Source organism: Hydrogenophaga sp. (assembly GCF_030373225.1).
Classification (GTDB): domain Bacteria; phylum Pseudomonadota; class Gammaproteobacteria; order Burkholderiales; family Burkholderiaceae_C; genus Hydrogenophaga.
Genome location: NZ_JAUCZG010000012.1, coordinates 105,317 through 120,054 on the forward strand (window position 1 = coordinate 105,317; position 14,738 = coordinate 120,054).

Below are 14,738 nucleotides of genomic sequence, written 5' to 3' on the forward strand. Positions count from 1 at the left end.
TTCACCCACACGGTGGCCGCCTTGTGTGCCGTCTTTGCGCTTTGCGCCCGGGCTGCCGAAGCGCCCAAGGGTGGCGCCCCACGCCAACCTGCGTCGGTGAAGTTTCACAAGGCCCCGTCGGAAGAAAGCCCGGCGGCACGCGAAAAGCGCCTCAAGCGCGAATGCAAAGGGCGGGCGAATGCGGGCATGTGCCTTGGATACACAAGATAGCCCGGCAGGTTTGCATCCGGCCGTGCAAAAAAATCAAAGTGCGGTGAAGCCCCGCCGACTACCATCGGCCGGATGCAAGCCAGCACCACCGAACACCCCAGCCACCTGATCGAGCAGATCCTGCAAGCCAGCGCCGAGCGCCAGCCCTTGCGCATCGTCGGCGGCAACACCAAGTCGTTTTATGGCGCGCCCACCGCGGGCGCCGCCCTCTCCACCGCTGACTGGACCGGTGTCGTCAGCTACGAACCGACCGAGCTCGTGATCACCGTGCGCTCGGGCACGCCGCTGGCCGAGGTGGAGGCCTTGCTGGCCGGGCAGGGCCAGTGTTTCCCGTTCGAGCCGCCGCGCTTCGGCCCTGGGGGCACGGTGGGTGGCATGGTGGCCGCCGGCCTGGCTGGCCCGGCGCGTGCCACGGCCGGCTCGGTGCGTGACTACGTGCTGGGCGCCAGCTTCATCAACGGCCGCGGCGAACGGCTGACCTTTGGCGGCCAGGTGATGAAGAACGTGGCCGGGTACGACGTGAGCCGGGTCATGGCCGGATCGATGGGCACCCTGGGCCTGATCACGGAAGTGAGCCTCAAGGTGCTGCCGGTGGCCCTGGCCGAAGCCACCGTGGTTTTTCCGCTGGGACAGCACGACGCACTGGAGCAGTTGCACCGCTGGGGTGGGCAGCCGCTGCCGATCAATGCGTCGTGCTGGGTCAAGGACACCACCCGGCCCGAGGCCCCCGAGCTGCTGTTCGTGCGGCTGCGCGGCGCGGTGGCCGCGGTGGAGGCGGCTTGTGAACGCATGGCGCGAGAGGCCGGTGGCACCCGCATGGACAACGCCCAGGCGGGGCCCGACTGGGACGCCTGCCGTGATCAGCAACTGCCGTTCTTCACCACGCCGCCGCCCGGGCTGTGCCTGTGGCGCCTCTCGGTTCCTCAGACGGCGCCGGTGCTGGCGTTGCCTTACCCACAGTTCATCGAATGGCAGGGCGCGCAGCGCTGGCTGTGGGCACCGGCCTCGGCGGCCGCCGACTTGCGCGCGGCAGCCGGTGCGGTCAACGGCCACGCCACGCTGTTTCGCGCCGGGGTCGATGGCGCGCCCGGCGTGCCCCGCTTCCAGAGCCAGAGCGCCGCATTGCAAGCCATCCAGTCGCGTCTCCTTGAAGCCTTCGACCCCGCAGGCGTCTTCAATCCAGGCCGCATGGCCTGAATCCCATGCAAACCCAACTCTCCCCCGAATACCAGGCCCGCGCCGAGGGCCGTGCGGCCGAGGCCATCCTGCGCAAGTGCGTGCATTGCGGTTTCTGCACCGCCACCTGCCCGACCTACCAGTTGCTCGGTGACGAGCTCGACGGCCCGCGCGGGCGCATCTACCTGATGAAGCAGGTGCTCGAAGGCGCCGAGCCGACGCGCAAGACGCAGTTGCACCTCGACCGTTGCCTCACCTGCCGCAACTGCGAAACCACCTGCCCCAGCGGCGTGGACTACGGTCATCTGATCGACATCGGACGCAAGCTGGTCGATGAAAAAGTGCCGCGTCCGGCGGCAGAGAAAGCCGTGCGCTGGCTGCTCAAGGAGGGGCTTCCATCGCCGCTGTTCGGCCCGGCCATGAAGCTCGGCCAGCTGGTGCGCCCGCTGTTGCCGGCCTCGCTGCAGAACAAGGTGCCCGCGCCGCGCCCGGCGGGTCGCTTGCCCACCCGCACCCACGCGCGCCGGGTCTTGTTGCTCGCGGGCTGTGTGCAGCCGGCCATGATGCCGAGCATCCACAGCGCGACGTTGCGTGTGCTCGACGCGGCCGGCATCCAGGGTGTGCTGGCGCCGGCGGCCGGTTGCTGTGGCGCGGTGAAGTTCCACCTCAACGACCAGGACGGCGGCATGGCGCAGATGCGCGCCAACATCGACGCCTGGTGGCCGCTGATCGACGGTGCGCAGGGTGTGGAAGCCATCGTGATGAACGCCTCGGGCTGCGGCGTGACGGTCAAGGAGTACGGACACATCCTGCAGGGCGATCCGGCCTACGCTGCCAAGGCGGCCCGCATCAGCGAACTCACACAAGACCTCAGCGAGCTGCTGCCCGCGCTCGTGCCGGCCTTGCGGCCCCTGCTGAAACACCTGCCCGACGCCTCGCGCGTGATCGCCTTCCACCCGCCCTGCACCCTGCAGCACGGCCAGCAACTCAAGGGCGGCGTCGAGCAGCACCTGGCGGCGCTGGGCTTCACCGTGCAGGTGGCGAAGAACGAGGCGCACCTGTGCTGCGGTTCGGCCGGCACCTATTCGGTGCTGAACCCCGAACTCGCCTACAGCCTGCGCGACCGCAAGCTCGGTCACCTCGGCGAACTCCAGCCCAGCGTGATCACCAGTGCCAACATCGGTTGCATCACGCATTTGCAGAGCGGCACCACCACGCCCGTGCGCCATTGGGTTGAAGTGCTGGACGAGATGCTGATCGCGCCATGATCCCCGCGCTGGCCGCCCTGCTCGTGTTCCAGTTGATGGGTGAGGCGCTGGTGCTGGCCTTCGGGGTGCCCGTGCCCGGCCCGGTGGTGGGCCTGGCCCTGCTGCTGTCCACGCTGGTGCTGCGGCCCTCGGTGCTGGGCGCCATCAAGCCCACCGCGCAGTCCCTGCTGCAACATCTGTCGCTGCTGTTCGTGCCCGCCGGCGTGGGCGTCATGCTGCACCTGCAGCGGCTGGGCGACGAGGCGCTGGCCATCGGCGTGGCGCTGGTGGTCAGCACGCTGGTCGGCCTGGCCAGTGCGGCGTTGACCATGGCCTGGTTGATCAGGCGCATGAAGCGCCCTGCGCCATGAACCCCGCGCTGCCCCTGCCCGGCGCGCTCGCCGACATCTGGGTCTACCTCGCGGCCACGCCGCTGCTGGGCCTCACGCTCACGCTGCTGGTCTACCAGGGGGCCTTCCTGCTGTACCAGCGCACGGCCTTCAACCCGCTGGCCAACCCGGTGGCCATCTCGGTGCTGGTGCTGGCCAGCTTGCTCTGGGCCACGGGCACACCCTACGCCACCTATTTCGAGGGCGCGCAGTTCGTGCACTTCCTGCTCGGCCCGGCCACGGTGGCCCTGGCCATCCCGCTGTTCGAACAACTCGCGCGCCTGAAGCGGCTGTGGTTGCCGATCGCCGGCGCGATGGTGGTGGGCACGCTGGCGGCCACCGTCACCGCCGTCGGCGTGGGCTGGGCGCTGGGCGCCTCCAGGGCGACGCTCGCCTCGCTGGCCCCCAAGTCGGTCACCAGCCCGGTGGCCATGGGCATCGCCGAGAAGATTGGCGGCATTCCGTCGCTGACGGCCGTGCTGGTGGTGGCCACCGGCATCCTGGGTGCGGCCAGCGCGCGTTTCCTGTTCGATGCCCTGCGCATCCAGGACCCGATCGTGCGCGGTTTCGCGCTCGGCACCGCCGCGCACGGCATCGGCACCGCGCGGGCTTTCCAGGTGAGTGAAGAGATGGGCGCCTTCGCCGGCCTGGCGATGGGGCTGTCGGCGCTGTTCAGCGCGGTGGCGCTGCCGCTGGTGGCCGGGCTGTTGTTGAGGTGGCTGTAGGCCCGCCGAGCAGCGCCTCGACGATGGCACCGCTGTAGGGGCTCGCCACCTCGCGCAGGAAACGAGCAAAGTCCACGTGGGCCGCGTCGTCGGCGCGGTCGGAGATGGTGCGCACCACCGCCAGCGCAACGCCGTAGTCGTGGCACACCTGCGCAAACGCGGCACCCTCCATCTCCACGGCCAGCGCGAGCGGCAGTTCGCGGCGCAGGGCTTCGCTCTCGGCCGTGGTCGACACGAACCGGTCGCCACTGATCAGCAGACCCTGGTGGCACCTTGGCGCGTGCAGGCCGAAGGCGCTGCGCACGCCCTGGGGCAGCAGCGCCGGCAAGGCGCCCAGCACGCTTTCGCTGGCGCGCACCAGTCGAGTGGTCAGATCCGCATCGGCGTCGAAGCTTGAACGGCCATAGCCCGGCACTTCATGGCGCGCAAAGATCGGCGAGACGTCCAGGTCGTGCTGCAGGAACTGCCGCGCGACCACCACGTCGCCCACGTTGACGCCCGGGCCCAGGCCACCGGCGACGCCGGTGAACACGATCCGCTGCACGCCAAAACGCTCGATCAACACCGTGGCCGTGGTGGCCGCGGCCACCTTGCCGATGCCCGAGAGCACGGCCACGACGTCCTGGCCGTGCAGGTGGCCGCGCCAGAAACTGCGCCCGCCGATGGTCTGTTGTTGCTCGTCGGGCATGAGTCCGAGCACGGCCGCGAGCTCCTCATGCAGCGCGCTGACGACGGCGGTGGGGCCTGCCACTATTTCTTGTCGCGCAGCTCGCGACGCAGGATCTTGCCCACCGGTGTCTTGGGCAGCTCGGTGCGGAATTCCACCACCCGGGGCTGCTTGTAGCCGGTGAGGTTGGTCTTGCAGTAGTCGCGCACCTGGGCTTCGGTCAGAGCCTCGTCCTTTTTCACGATCACCAGCTTGACCGCTTCGCCCGACTTCTCGTCGGGCACGCCGACCACGGCGCACTCCATCACGCCCGGCAGCTGCGACACCACGTCCTCGACCTCGTTCGGATACACGTTGAAGCCGCTCACCAGCACCATGTCCTTCTTGCGGTCGACGATCCTGAAGAAGCCGCGCTCGTCCATCACGCCCACATCGCCGGTCTTGAAGTAACCGTCCGGCGTCATGACCTTGGCGGTTTCGTCCGGCCTCTGCCAGTAACCTGCCATCACCTGCGGGCCCTTGATGGCGATCTCGCCGGGCTGGCCCATCGGCACCTCGACGCCGTCGTCGTCCAGGCATTTCATCCAGGTGTTGGGCAGCGGCAGCCCGATGGTGCCGCTGAAAGACGTGCTGGTGGTCGGGTTGCAGGTGGCCGACGGGCTGGTCTCGGACAGGCCGTAGCCTTCACAGATCGGACAGCCGGTCTTCTCCAGCCAGAGCTTGGCCACGGCGCTTTGCACCGCCATGCCGCCGCCCACCGACACCTTGAGGTTGCTCCAGTTCACGGTGTTGAAGTCGGGATGGTTGGCGAGGCCGTTGAACAAGGTGTTGACCGCCGGGAAGCTGTGGAAGGTGTGCTTGCCCAGCTCCTTGAGCACCGCCGGCAGATCGCGCGGGTTCGGGATCAGGATGGTCATGGCGCCGGTGCGCAGTGACAGCATCATGTTCACCGTGAACGCGAAGATGTGATAGAGCGGCAAGGCGCACACGCTGGTGGGTTGCTCGCCTTCGGGCACGCGTTTCATCACCGGCTCGTTCCAGGCATCGGACTGCAACAGGTTGGCAATCACGTTGCGGTGCAACAGCACCGCGCCCTTGCTCACGCCGGTGGTGCCGCCGGTGTATTGCAGCACGGCCATGTCGTCGGGCTTGATGTCCGGTCGCTTGAGCGTGCCGCGCGTGCCCCTGGCAATGGCTTCGTTGAAGCGCACGGCCTGGGGCAGGCTGAACGCCGGCACCATCTTCTTGACGTTGCGCACCACGTAATTCACCAGCGCGCCCTTGAGCAGCCCGAGCTGGTCGCCCATGGACGTGAGCACCACGTGTTTCACCGGCGTGTTGGCGATGCATTGCTGCAGTGTTCCGGCGAAGTTCTCGATGATGACGATGGCCTTGGCGCCGGAGTCCTTGAGCTGGTGTTCGAGTTCGCGCGGCGTGTACAGGGGATTCACGTTGACCACCACCAGCCCGGCGCGCAGGATGCCCGCCACGGCCACCGGGTATTGCGGCACGTTGGGCATCATGATCGCGACGCGATCGCCCTTGACCAGGCCCAGGCCCTGCAGGTAGGCGGCAAACGCCAGGGAGAGGCTGTCGGTCTGGGCAAAAGTGACCTGCTTGCCCATGAAACTGTAGGCCGGGCGGCTGGCGAACTTGCCGAAGCTCTCCTCCATGAGGTGCACCAGCGAGCTGTATTGCGCCACGTCGATGTCTGCGGGCACACCGGGGGAATACGAGCCCAGCCAGGGACGGTCGGCCGTTGATGCGGTCATGCGTGATCTCCAGAACTTGGTATTGAATGCAACCCGCCATTGTCGGGCCGCGAAGGGCGGCCAGGTCTCGTGTTTTTCCCTTACGTCTTTCTGACGATGGGGCCCGAAGGCTTGTCGAGCGGACGATCGTTGCTACAAAAACCAAGGGGGCTGGTGTTGCGACCCGCCCCCTTTGAATGCCGATCGGCGCGCGCCCTGCGGCCGTTATTCGATGGCCTTGGTCATGTCTTCCACCACCTTCTTGGCGTCGCCGAAGACCATCATGGTCTTGTCCATGTAGAAGAGTTCGTTGTCCAGACCGGCATAACCGGCGGCCATCGAGCGCTTGTTCACGATCACCGTCTTGGCCTTGTAGGCCTCGAGAATCGGCATGCCGTAGATGGCGCTGCCCTTCTGCAAGGCCGCCGGGTTCACCACGTCGTTGGCGCCCAGGATGATGGCCACGTCGGCCTGGCCGAACTCGCCGTTGATGTCTTCCATTTCGAACACCTGGTCGTAAGGCACCTCGGCCTCGGCCAGCAACACGTTCATGTGGCCCGGCATGCGCCCGGCCACCGGGTGGATGGCGTACTTCACCGTGATGCCCTTTTCGGTGAGCTTGTGGGCGAGTTCCTTCACCGCGTGCTGCGCGCGTGCCACGGCCAGACCGTAGCCGGGCACGATCACCACCGTCTCGGCGTTGCCCAGCACGAAGGCCGCGTCGTCGGCGCTGCCGCTCTTGACCGGCCGCGCTTCGGCCTTGGCCCCACCCGCGGTGGTGGCCTCGCCGCCGAAGCCGCCCAGGATCACGTTGAAGAACGAGCGGTTCATGGCCTTGCACATGATGTAGCTCAGGATCGCGCCCGAGCTGCCCACCAGCGAGCCGGCGATGATCAGCATCGAGTTGTTGAGCGAGAAGCCGATGCCGGCGGCGGCCCAGCCCGAGTAGCTGTTGAGCATGGACACCACCACCGGCATGTCGGCGCCACCGATGGGAATGATGATCAGCACGCCGAGCACGAAGGACAGCGCGATCATGGCGAAGAAGGCGGGCCAGTTCTCGGTGAACGCAAAGAACACACCCAGGCCCACCGTGGCCAGGCCCAGCGCCAGGTTGATCATGTGCTGGCCGGAGAAGGTGACCGGCGCGCCCTGGAACAGTCGGAACTTGTACTTGCCCGAAAGCTTGCCGAAGGCGATGACAGAGCCACTGAAGGTGATGGCGCCGATGGCCGCACCCAGGAAGAGCTCGATCTTGTTGCCGAAGGGAATCGGCACGCCCTTGGCGACGATGCCGAACGCGTAGGGCTCGGCCACCACGGCCACCGCGATGCAGACCGCAGCCAGACCGATCATGCTGTGCATGAACGCCACCAGCTCGGGCATCTTGGTCATCTCGACCCGGTTGGCCATGATGGCGCCGGCGCCACCGCCCACCACCAGACCCACGAGTACCCAGACCATGCCTTCGGCCTTGCCGCCGGAGAGTTCGACGATCAGCGCCGCCGTGGTGAGGATGGCGATCGCCATGCCGGTCATGCCGAAGACGTTGCCACGGATGGACGTCGTGGGATGGCTCAGGCCCTTGAGGGCCTGGATGAAACAGATGCTGGCAACGAGGTACAGCAGCGTGACGAGATTCATGGACATTATTGGACCCCCACGTTCGTCACTGGCGTGTACTCACTGCCCCCCAAGGGGGTGCGAGCTGGCTTGAAGCGGTTCTGCGCGGCGCTCATTTGTGCGCTCCCTCAGCAGCCACCGGCGCCTTGCGCTCTTTCTTCTTGAACATTTCCAGCATCCGCCGCGTGACCAGGAAGCCACCGAACACATTGACCGCTGCCAGCGCCACGGCCAGCACACCCATGGTCTTGCCCAGGTGGGTCTCTGTCAGGGCTGCCGCCAGCATGGCGCCCACGATCACGATGGCCGAGATCGCGTTGGTCACCGCCATCAGCGGTGTGTGCAGCGCGGGCGTGACGTTCCACACCACGTGGTAACCCACGTAGATGGCCAGCACGAAGATGATGAGGTTGAGAACGGTGGGGGATACAGCTTCCATGGTCTTTTCCTTGGTGTCTCGTTCAGCTCTTGCGTTTCACTTCACCGCCCTGCGCCATCAGGCAGGCTGCGACGATGTCGTCTTCCATGTCCACGTGCAGCGCGCCGTCCTTGTTGACGATGAGCTTGAGGAAATCGAGCACGTTGCGCGCATACAGCGCCGAGGCATCGGCCCCCACCATGGCGGCCAGGTTGGTCTCGCCCACGATGGTCACGCCGTGTTTGACCACGGTGCGGTCGGTCTCGGTGATCGGGCAGTTGCCGCCCACGCCGTTGGCACCTTTTCCGGCAGCGATGTCCACGATCACGCTGCCGGGCTTCATCGACTTGACCATGTCCTCGGTGATGAGAACCGGCGCGGCGCGCCCGGGGATCAGCGCGGTGGAGATGACCACGTCGGCCAGCGCCACACGCTTGGCCACTTCCAGCTTCTGGCGCTCCAGCCAGCTCGGCGGCATGGGTCGTGCATAACCGCCCACGCCCTCGGCGGCTTCCTTCTCTTCCGCTGTTTCATACGGCACGTCGATGAACTTGCCGCCCAGCGACTCGACCTGTTCTTTCACGCTGGGACGCACATCGGAGGCTTCGATGACGGCGCCCAGGCGCTTGGCGGTGGCAATCGCCTGCAGGCCGGCCACGCCCACGCCCAGAATCACCACGCGCGCGGCCTTCACGGTGCCGGCCGCGGTCATCAGCATGGGAAAGAAACGCTGGTAGTGGTGCACCGCGAGCATCACGGCCTTGTAGCCGGCGATGTTGGCTTGCGAGGACAGCACGTCCATGCTCTGTGCGCGCGTCGTGCGCGGCGCGGCTTCAAGCGCAAAGGCGGTGAGGCCGGCTGCGGCCATGCGCTGCAGGCCGGGGGCATCGAAAGGGTTGAGCATGCCCACCACGGTGGCGCCCGGCTTCATCAGCGCCAGCTCGTTGTCGAAGGGGGTTCGCACCTTGAGCACGAGGTCGGCGCCCAGCGCGCCTGCGGCATCGGTGATCTCGGCGCCGGCCGCGATGTACGCTGCGTCGGTCACGCTGGCGGCCAGACCGGCCCCGGATTGCACGCGCACCGTGTGGCCCTGGGCCACGTATTTCTTGGCGGTCTCGGGCGTGACGGCCACCCGCGTTTCGCCCACCGTGGTTTCAGTGGGTACACCAATCATCATGAACGTCTCCTCGCTCGGTGGTTGTAACAGGCAGCCGCGAAGCTTAACTGAAAGGCCCCAGCGCGGGAGCCACTGGCGGGACAAGCCCACCACGCTCACCCGCCGTTCTTGCCGCGCCCTCCGCTGTCCGGCTCAGGGGGGAACGGCACCAGCAAGCCGAAGCAGGTGCCCCGGCCAGGTCTGGAGCGAAGCGTCAAGACGATGTTGAGTTGTGCGGCGCAACGCTGGACGATGTCCAGTCCCAGGCCGAGCCCGCCATCCTGCGGGCGCGCCGCCTGGCCGCGCACATGCTCCTTGAAGATGTGCTCCTGCTCTTGCGCCGCGATGCCCGGGCCCGTGTCCCAAACCTGGATCAACAGCCCCGTGCGGCGCTTCCTGCAACTCAGCAGCACGCCCCCACGAACTGTGTATCGCATGGCATTGGCCACGAGGTTGCCGACCACGCGTTCCAGAAGCGCGGGGTCGGTCAGCACACGCTCCATGCACGGCGTGACCCGCCACTGCAGTCCCTTCTGTTGGGCCACCGGCGAAAACATCGAATCGATTCTTTCCAGCGAGTCCTGCAGCGACACCTCCGCCATTTCTGTCCGGAGTGAATCGGCGTCCAGCTTGACGACCCGGACCAGGGCAGCGAGAAGCTCGTCGGCTGCGTTCATTGCTGCGCGAATCTGCGACAGAGGTGCCTGTGATGGCTCGGGCAGGCGCTGGCGGCTCAGCGCCTCCGCCGCAAGGCCGATGGCGTAGAGCGGTTGCTGGATGTCGTGCGCCACCGCAGCCAGAAAACGGGACTTGTCGACCACGGACTGCTCGGCGGCGGCCTTCGACGCCTGGTCGCGTTCTCGGCGGATCAGGAGTTCCCGATGCGCCCTGTTCGTCTCCCGGACCTTCACAGCCAGTGCTTGTGCCAGCAGCGCCATTTCCAGCGCAGTCACCCAGTAGAAGGCGTCGTAGACCCAGCCGACCTCGGGCAACAACTGCACCCGCATGAGAATCCTGAGCAGGATGGCCACGCCGTAGATCGACCACGCCACGGCAAAGTAGCCCGCTCCCGCCCGGCCCCAACGAAGGCCGAGCACCGCAGCCGTGATCAAGGCCAGCAGGGTGAGCACGGAGAGCACCGGCATCAGCCGCTCAAACCAGGGCATGGCGCCCGGATGGGCCAGCAGCAGCGGCGCCAACAGCCACAAGACGGCCAGCAGCTTCAAGGCCAGGCTCACCCGGGGCGAGCCTTCGTCCATGTCGAAGAACGACACGACAAACAACATGCCCGTAACACCCATCATGCAGCCCGAGACGGCGATGAAAAGCGGGTTGAAGTGGGCCAGGCCGGTCCAGACCACCACCAGGCCCAGGCCGGAAGTCGCTGCCTGGAACCCGATCAACGACAGGCACGACATCAGGTAGAGCAGCCGCGCCCGGTCCCTGAGCACCCGCCACAACAGGATGTTGGACAGCATCAAGCCCGCGAGCACACCGAAGTAGATGCCCAGACCAAGGTTGCGCGCGCCCACCGCGCGCTCGTGGGCAGCCGGCTCCCACAACTCAAGGCCGCCCCACGGCGAGACGCGTGTGGCGAGCTTGAGGTACAGATGCCCCGACGCCCCGGGTGGCACCCGCCAGGCCAGCGCGGGCGCGGCGCGAGGTTCCACCAGTCCTTGCGCCATGAGCTGCAACCCGCTTTCGGCCAGGACGACCGGCACCTGATCCTCGCCCGCCCACAGCATCTCCACCCGTTGCGCATGGCGACTGTCGATCACCAGCAGGCGGTCGAAGGCTTCCCCGGGGGGCGCCTGCACCGGCACGCGAAGCCACAGGGTGGGTTCGCTGTTGGCCATGCGGTTGAAGCGCAACGGGCCGTCAAGTCGGGCCCATTGTGGATCTCCGCTCCAGGGTGTCGACGTCGAAACCTGCCCGCTGGCGTCCACCAGATACTCGGTCGAGGCGGTCAGGTCCTGCCTGTGCATGTCGCGGTCAACGCGCAAGGGCGCCAATGCCTCAGTGGCGAGGGCCAGCTGTGACGTTAACAGCAGGCAGGCGCACAAAAGCGCAGGGCCAAGGCGCCGCCAGGGCTTTGCAAATCGGCGCAATGCAGCTGGCGCAAGGGTGTTGATATGCTCCATTTCGGTGGTGAAATGATCATTGAACGCGTGTATGCGCGCAACACCCGATTTGGTTACACCCGATCCCATGTCACACAACACACCAGCCGGGCGCTGGAAACCCAGTGTCACCGTTGCCGCCATCATCGAGCGCGATGGACGTTACCTGCTGATCGAGGAGCACACGCCCGAAGGCTTGCGGTTGAACAATCCCGCAGGCCACCTGGATCCTGGCGAGAGCCCGGCTGACGGTGTGGTGCGAGAGACCCTGGAGGAAACCGCTCACCGGTTCACTCCCACGAACCTGGTGGGTGTCTACCTGTCGAGGTTTCAAAGGGCGGGAAAAGCCGGAGCAGAAGCCGGCGACGAAGACATCACCTACCTGCGTTTTGCCTTTTGCGGTGAGTTGGGTGAATCAGTACCGGGGCTGGCGCTGGACACCGGAATCGTGAGAACCCTGTGGCTCACGCCCGAGGAGATCCGCGCCAGCGTATTGCGCCATCGCAGCCCGCTCGTGTTGCGCTGCATGGAAGACCACCTCGCCGGCCAGCGCTACCCGCTGGCGTTGATTCAGACCGATGCTTCGGTCGTGCTTTTTTCGGGAGCGTCCTGAGGATCTCCCGACCGGTCGCTGCGGTCTGACCGGGATCTGGCCAGTGGCACCAGCAGGGAGAAGCATGAACCACGACCCGGAACGGACCGCATGGTGACCCGGACCGCGAGCAGGTCCGCGCAGGTCTTGACGATCGCCAGGCCCAGTCCAACGCCGTTGTCGCGTTCGGTTTCAGGCTCACCCCGGAAATATTCGGAAAAGATGTTTTCGTGGTGCACCGGGTCGATGCCGGGGCCGGTGTCCCACACCTGAAGCAGAAGGCTCGACCCCCGGACCCGCGAGGAAACCAGCACCCCGCCCGACTGCGTGAACCGCACGGCGTTCGACACCAGGTTGATGACCATGCGCTCCAGCAGGATCGGATCGCTGTTCACACAGGCCAGGCTGGGCGTGACGTCCCAGCGCAAGCCCTTGGACAGGGCCTGGCTCCTGAAGGTGAGGTCGATCCGGTCGAGCAGCGGCTGAACGAAAAAGTCGGTCTTGCTGGCCCTGAGCGAACCCGACTCCAGCCGGGCCATGGTCATGATGGAGTCCAGCAAGCCATTGGCCGACTCCAGCGAGGACCGCATCTGCTGAAACAGGGGCTCGCGGGCCGGCTCCTGTGCATGCAGGCTTTCCGCCGCCAGGCTCAGGGCAAACAAGGGTTGCCGCAGGTCGTGGCTCACTGCCGCCAGAAAGCGCGACTTTTCGTGCGACACGCGCTCCGCCTCTTCCTTCTTCACCAGCTCGCGCATGCCCATGCTCACGGCGCGCTCCCTGGCCTGGCGTTCTTCCTTGATGCGGTCGGCCAGCGCAAACGAGAGCAACAGCATCTCCAGCGCCGATCCCACCATCACCGGATGGGTGAGCCATCCGGGCACCGGCATCCATCCCAGCGCCACCAGCGACTCCGTCACGGCACCCGCCATGAGCAGCGCCCAGGCCAGCAGGAAATACCGCGCGCCCGTGCGGCGCGCGCAGAGACGGTCGAGCCCCGCAAGGACCAGCGGCACGGTGGTGGTCATGACCAAGGCGATCATGACCTTGAGGGAAAAACCGAAAGGCATCCAGGGCAGCAGCGCGAGGTACAGCAACCAGCCGAACTGCAGAAAGCGCAGCACCCGGTCCAGGCGCGGCAACTCGGTCTGACTGTGCAGGAAGTGGCGAGCGAAAAGAACGGCGGTGAAGGCGCTGGCGGCCTGCGCAAGCCGCGGGACGAAGTGGTCCCAGCGGGCTTGCTCCGACCAGAAGAACTGGGCGCCAAGACCAGTGAGCGCGAGCTGGGCCAGTGCCATCGCTGCCACGTAGCTGATGTAGTAGAGGTACACCGGGTCGCGAATCGCCGCGAACAGAAGCAGGTTGTAGGCGAACAGGCCCGCCATCAGGCCGAAGTACAGGCTCAGCAACGAATACGCCCGATGGTCCTGGCTCATCAGCGCCTGGGGTTTCAGCAGCGAAACAGGGACTTTCATCGAACTGGTGGAGTCGATGCGCAGCAGCACCGTGTGCGTTCCCGTCTGGGCAAACGTGACGGGAAAGACGTGGTGGCGGTGCGGCATGACGCGACGGGCGAACGGCACGTGGTCACCGCCCAGCGCCTGCTGGAGATGGCCATCGGGGGAGAAGACAAAAACCTCGATCCGGTCGAGTTGCGGGTTGGCGACTTGCAGCACCCGGTGAACGGGCGTTTGGGTCGACACATCGAGCGCTGCCTTGAGCCACAAGGTGGCGTTGCGGTAGCCGAAGCCGGGGATGTCGGTGCCGTGCGGGAGGGGTTGGAAGCGCCGGGCCTGGTCGGGTGAGCGGATCTCGCGCGCCGACAGGTTGGCGTCCTCGACTTCCAGGAAAGTGAGCGCAGGGGCGAGATCCTGGGTGTCTGCATCCGACAGCGACAGCGCCTGGGCATGCGTGGCGCCGGTCATCAAGGCCCAGAGCGCCGCTCGAATGAACCAGCCGTGCCACGCCCCGCGACCTTGAATTGCCATGACTCCGTGCCCCTTCCTGGCTGCGCCCGAAGCGGCCACAACGTGGCACGGTGGTGCATCCATGGCACCGCATTGGGCATCCCGCAACATCGGGCTGCGGAGTCCGGCGATTCTGAAAACCGGGCCATGCCCAGCCAATACTTCAACAGCACTATATTGAATTGCAATCGGCTCCGTTGGGGATTTGATCAATCACGCCGATGGCGTGCGCCGCCATTCAAGCGATTGAATGTTTCATTTCATCGGGCAATCCAGAAAGGCTCGCCAATTGCCGGTCCGACCGGAAATGTGAATCCTGTCACGAATGATTCGTGGGTGAGGCGTGTCTGGCAGAGCCGCATGAGCGGGGAAGGCGCCCGATATCGGCGAGGCAGTTTCAAAATACTGCTGGCGGGGTATGGGCCATGGATCTTTGGACCCATAGCATCGAATGAATACAGATGGCAGTCATTGAAAACGGCCATTCCCCGATTCCATCCCTGATTCCATCCCCGTTCCACTTCCATTCCAGTTTCAATGGGAATTGGCGTTGCGAAGTGCGGCAATACCAGCAAAACCCCAGGCCAGATCTGGCCTTCATTCAATTCCATTCGAATCATGCCGGCACTGCTCAATCTCACAAGGCTGGGCGGATTCAAAAGTGAAGTGCAACACCCTGGGTTTCAATGAACGAGGGTGG

General features: G+C 66.0%; 12 protein-coding genes. 5 read left to right on the forward strand and 7 right to left on the reverse strand.

The features are described 5' to 3' along the window. The first annotated feature begins 282 nt into the window (after window positions 1-282). The 4 genes from glcE to QUV35_RS09125 are packed head-to-tail and all read left to right on the forward strand — an operon-like array spanning window position 283 to window position 3,747. Entirely contained in the window at window positions 283-1,407 is a 1,125-nt protein-coding gene (gene glcE / locus QUV35_RS09110) for a glycolate oxidase subunit GlcE (protein ID WP_300872912.1), read from the forward strand. 5 nt (window positions 1,408-1,412) lie between these two features. Further along, window positions 1,413-2,654 carry a glycolate oxidase subunit GlcF gene (gene glcF, locus QUV35_RS09115; RefSeq protein WP_300872914.1) on the forward strand — a complete coding sequence of 414 codons (1,242 nt, stop codon included), beginning with the start codon at window positions 1,413-1,415 and terminating at the stop codon, window positions 2,652-2,654. Next, window positions 2,651-3,004: a CidA/LrgA family protein gene (locus tag QUV35_RS09120; RefSeq protein WP_300872916.1), complete on the forward strand. Its 354-nt coding sequence runs from the start codon at window positions 2,651-2,653 to the stop codon at window positions 3,002-3,004. Before glcF ends, QUV35_RS09120 begins: the two co-directional genes overlap by 4 nt. Further along, a complete protein-coding gene (locus tag QUV35_RS09125; protein ID WP_300872918.1) occupies window positions 3,001-3,747 on the forward strand; it encodes an LrgB family protein in 747 nt (248 codons plus the stop codon). Before QUV35_RS09120 ends, QUV35_RS09125 begins: the two co-directional genes overlap by 4 nt. Here the strand turns inward: QUV35_RS09125 and QUV35_RS09130 are convergent. The 6 genes from QUV35_RS09130 to QUV35_RS09155 all read right to left on the reverse strand — a co-directional run bounded on the left by QUV35_RS09130 (window position 3,695) and on the right by QUV35_RS09155 (window position 11,347). Next, window positions 3,695-4,498, reverse strand: coding sequence for a 5'-methylthioadenosine/adenosylhomocysteine nucleosidase (locus QUV35_RS09130; protein ID WP_300872920.1), 804 nt, complete (start codon window positions 4,496-4,498; stop codon window positions 3,695-3,697). The genes QUV35_RS09125 and QUV35_RS09130 overlap by 53 nt on opposite strands. Continuing rightward, entirely contained in the window at window positions 4,498-6,186 is a 1,689-nt protein-coding gene (locus QUV35_RS09135) for a long-chain-fatty-acid--CoA ligase (protein WP_300872922.1), read from the reverse strand. The genes QUV35_RS09130 and QUV35_RS09135 overlap by 1 nt, the downstream gene beginning before the upstream one ends. Before the next feature lie 204 nt (window positions 6,187-6,390). Continuing rightward, a complete protein-coding gene (locus tag QUV35_RS09140; protein WP_300872924.1) occupies window positions 6,391-7,815 on the reverse strand; it encodes an NAD(P)(+) transhydrogenase (Re/Si-specific) subunit beta in 1,425 nt (474 codons plus the stop codon). An 85-nt stretch (window positions 7,816-7,900) separates the two neighbouring features. Beyond that, window positions 7,901-8,227 (reverse strand): NAD(P) transhydrogenase subunit alpha, encoded by a 327-nt coding sequence (locus QUV35_RS09145; RefSeq protein WP_300872926.1) that lies wholly within the window; start codon window positions 8,225-8,227, stop codon window positions 7,901-7,903. A 22-nt stretch (window positions 8,228-8,249) separates the two neighbouring features. Then, window positions 8,250-9,383 (reverse strand): Re/Si-specific NAD(P)(+) transhydrogenase subunit alpha, encoded by a 1,134-nt coding sequence (locus tag QUV35_RS09150; RefSeq protein ID WP_300872928.1) that lies wholly within the window; start codon window positions 9,381-9,383, stop codon window positions 8,250-8,252. A 95-nt stretch (window positions 9,384-9,478) separates the two neighbouring features. After that, window positions 9,479-11,347: a sensor histidine kinase gene (locus QUV35_RS09155; protein ID WP_300872930.1), complete on the reverse strand. Its 1,869-nt coding sequence runs from the start codon at window positions 11,345-11,347 to the stop codon at window positions 9,479-9,481. Window positions 11,348-11,534: 187 nt separating this feature from the next. Here QUV35_RS09155 and QUV35_RS09160 point away from each other — a divergent pair, with 187 nt between their 5' ends. Next, the gene (locus QUV35_RS09160; protein WP_300872932.1) at window positions 11,535-12,095 is read left to right on the forward strand and encodes an NUDIX hydrolase; all 561 of its coding nucleotides are present in this window, start codon (window positions 11,535-11,537) and stop codon (window positions 12,093-12,095) included. Here QUV35_RS09160 and QUV35_RS09165 read toward each other — a convergent pair. Further along, complete coding sequence (locus QUV35_RS09165; RefSeq protein ID WP_300872934.1) at window positions 12,053-14,059, reverse strand: sensor histidine kinase; 2,007 nt, start codon at window positions 14,057-14,059, stop codon at window positions 12,053-12,055. The genes QUV35_RS09160 and QUV35_RS09165 overlap by 43 nt on opposite strands. Window positions 14,060-14,738 lie beyond the last annotated feature (679 nt).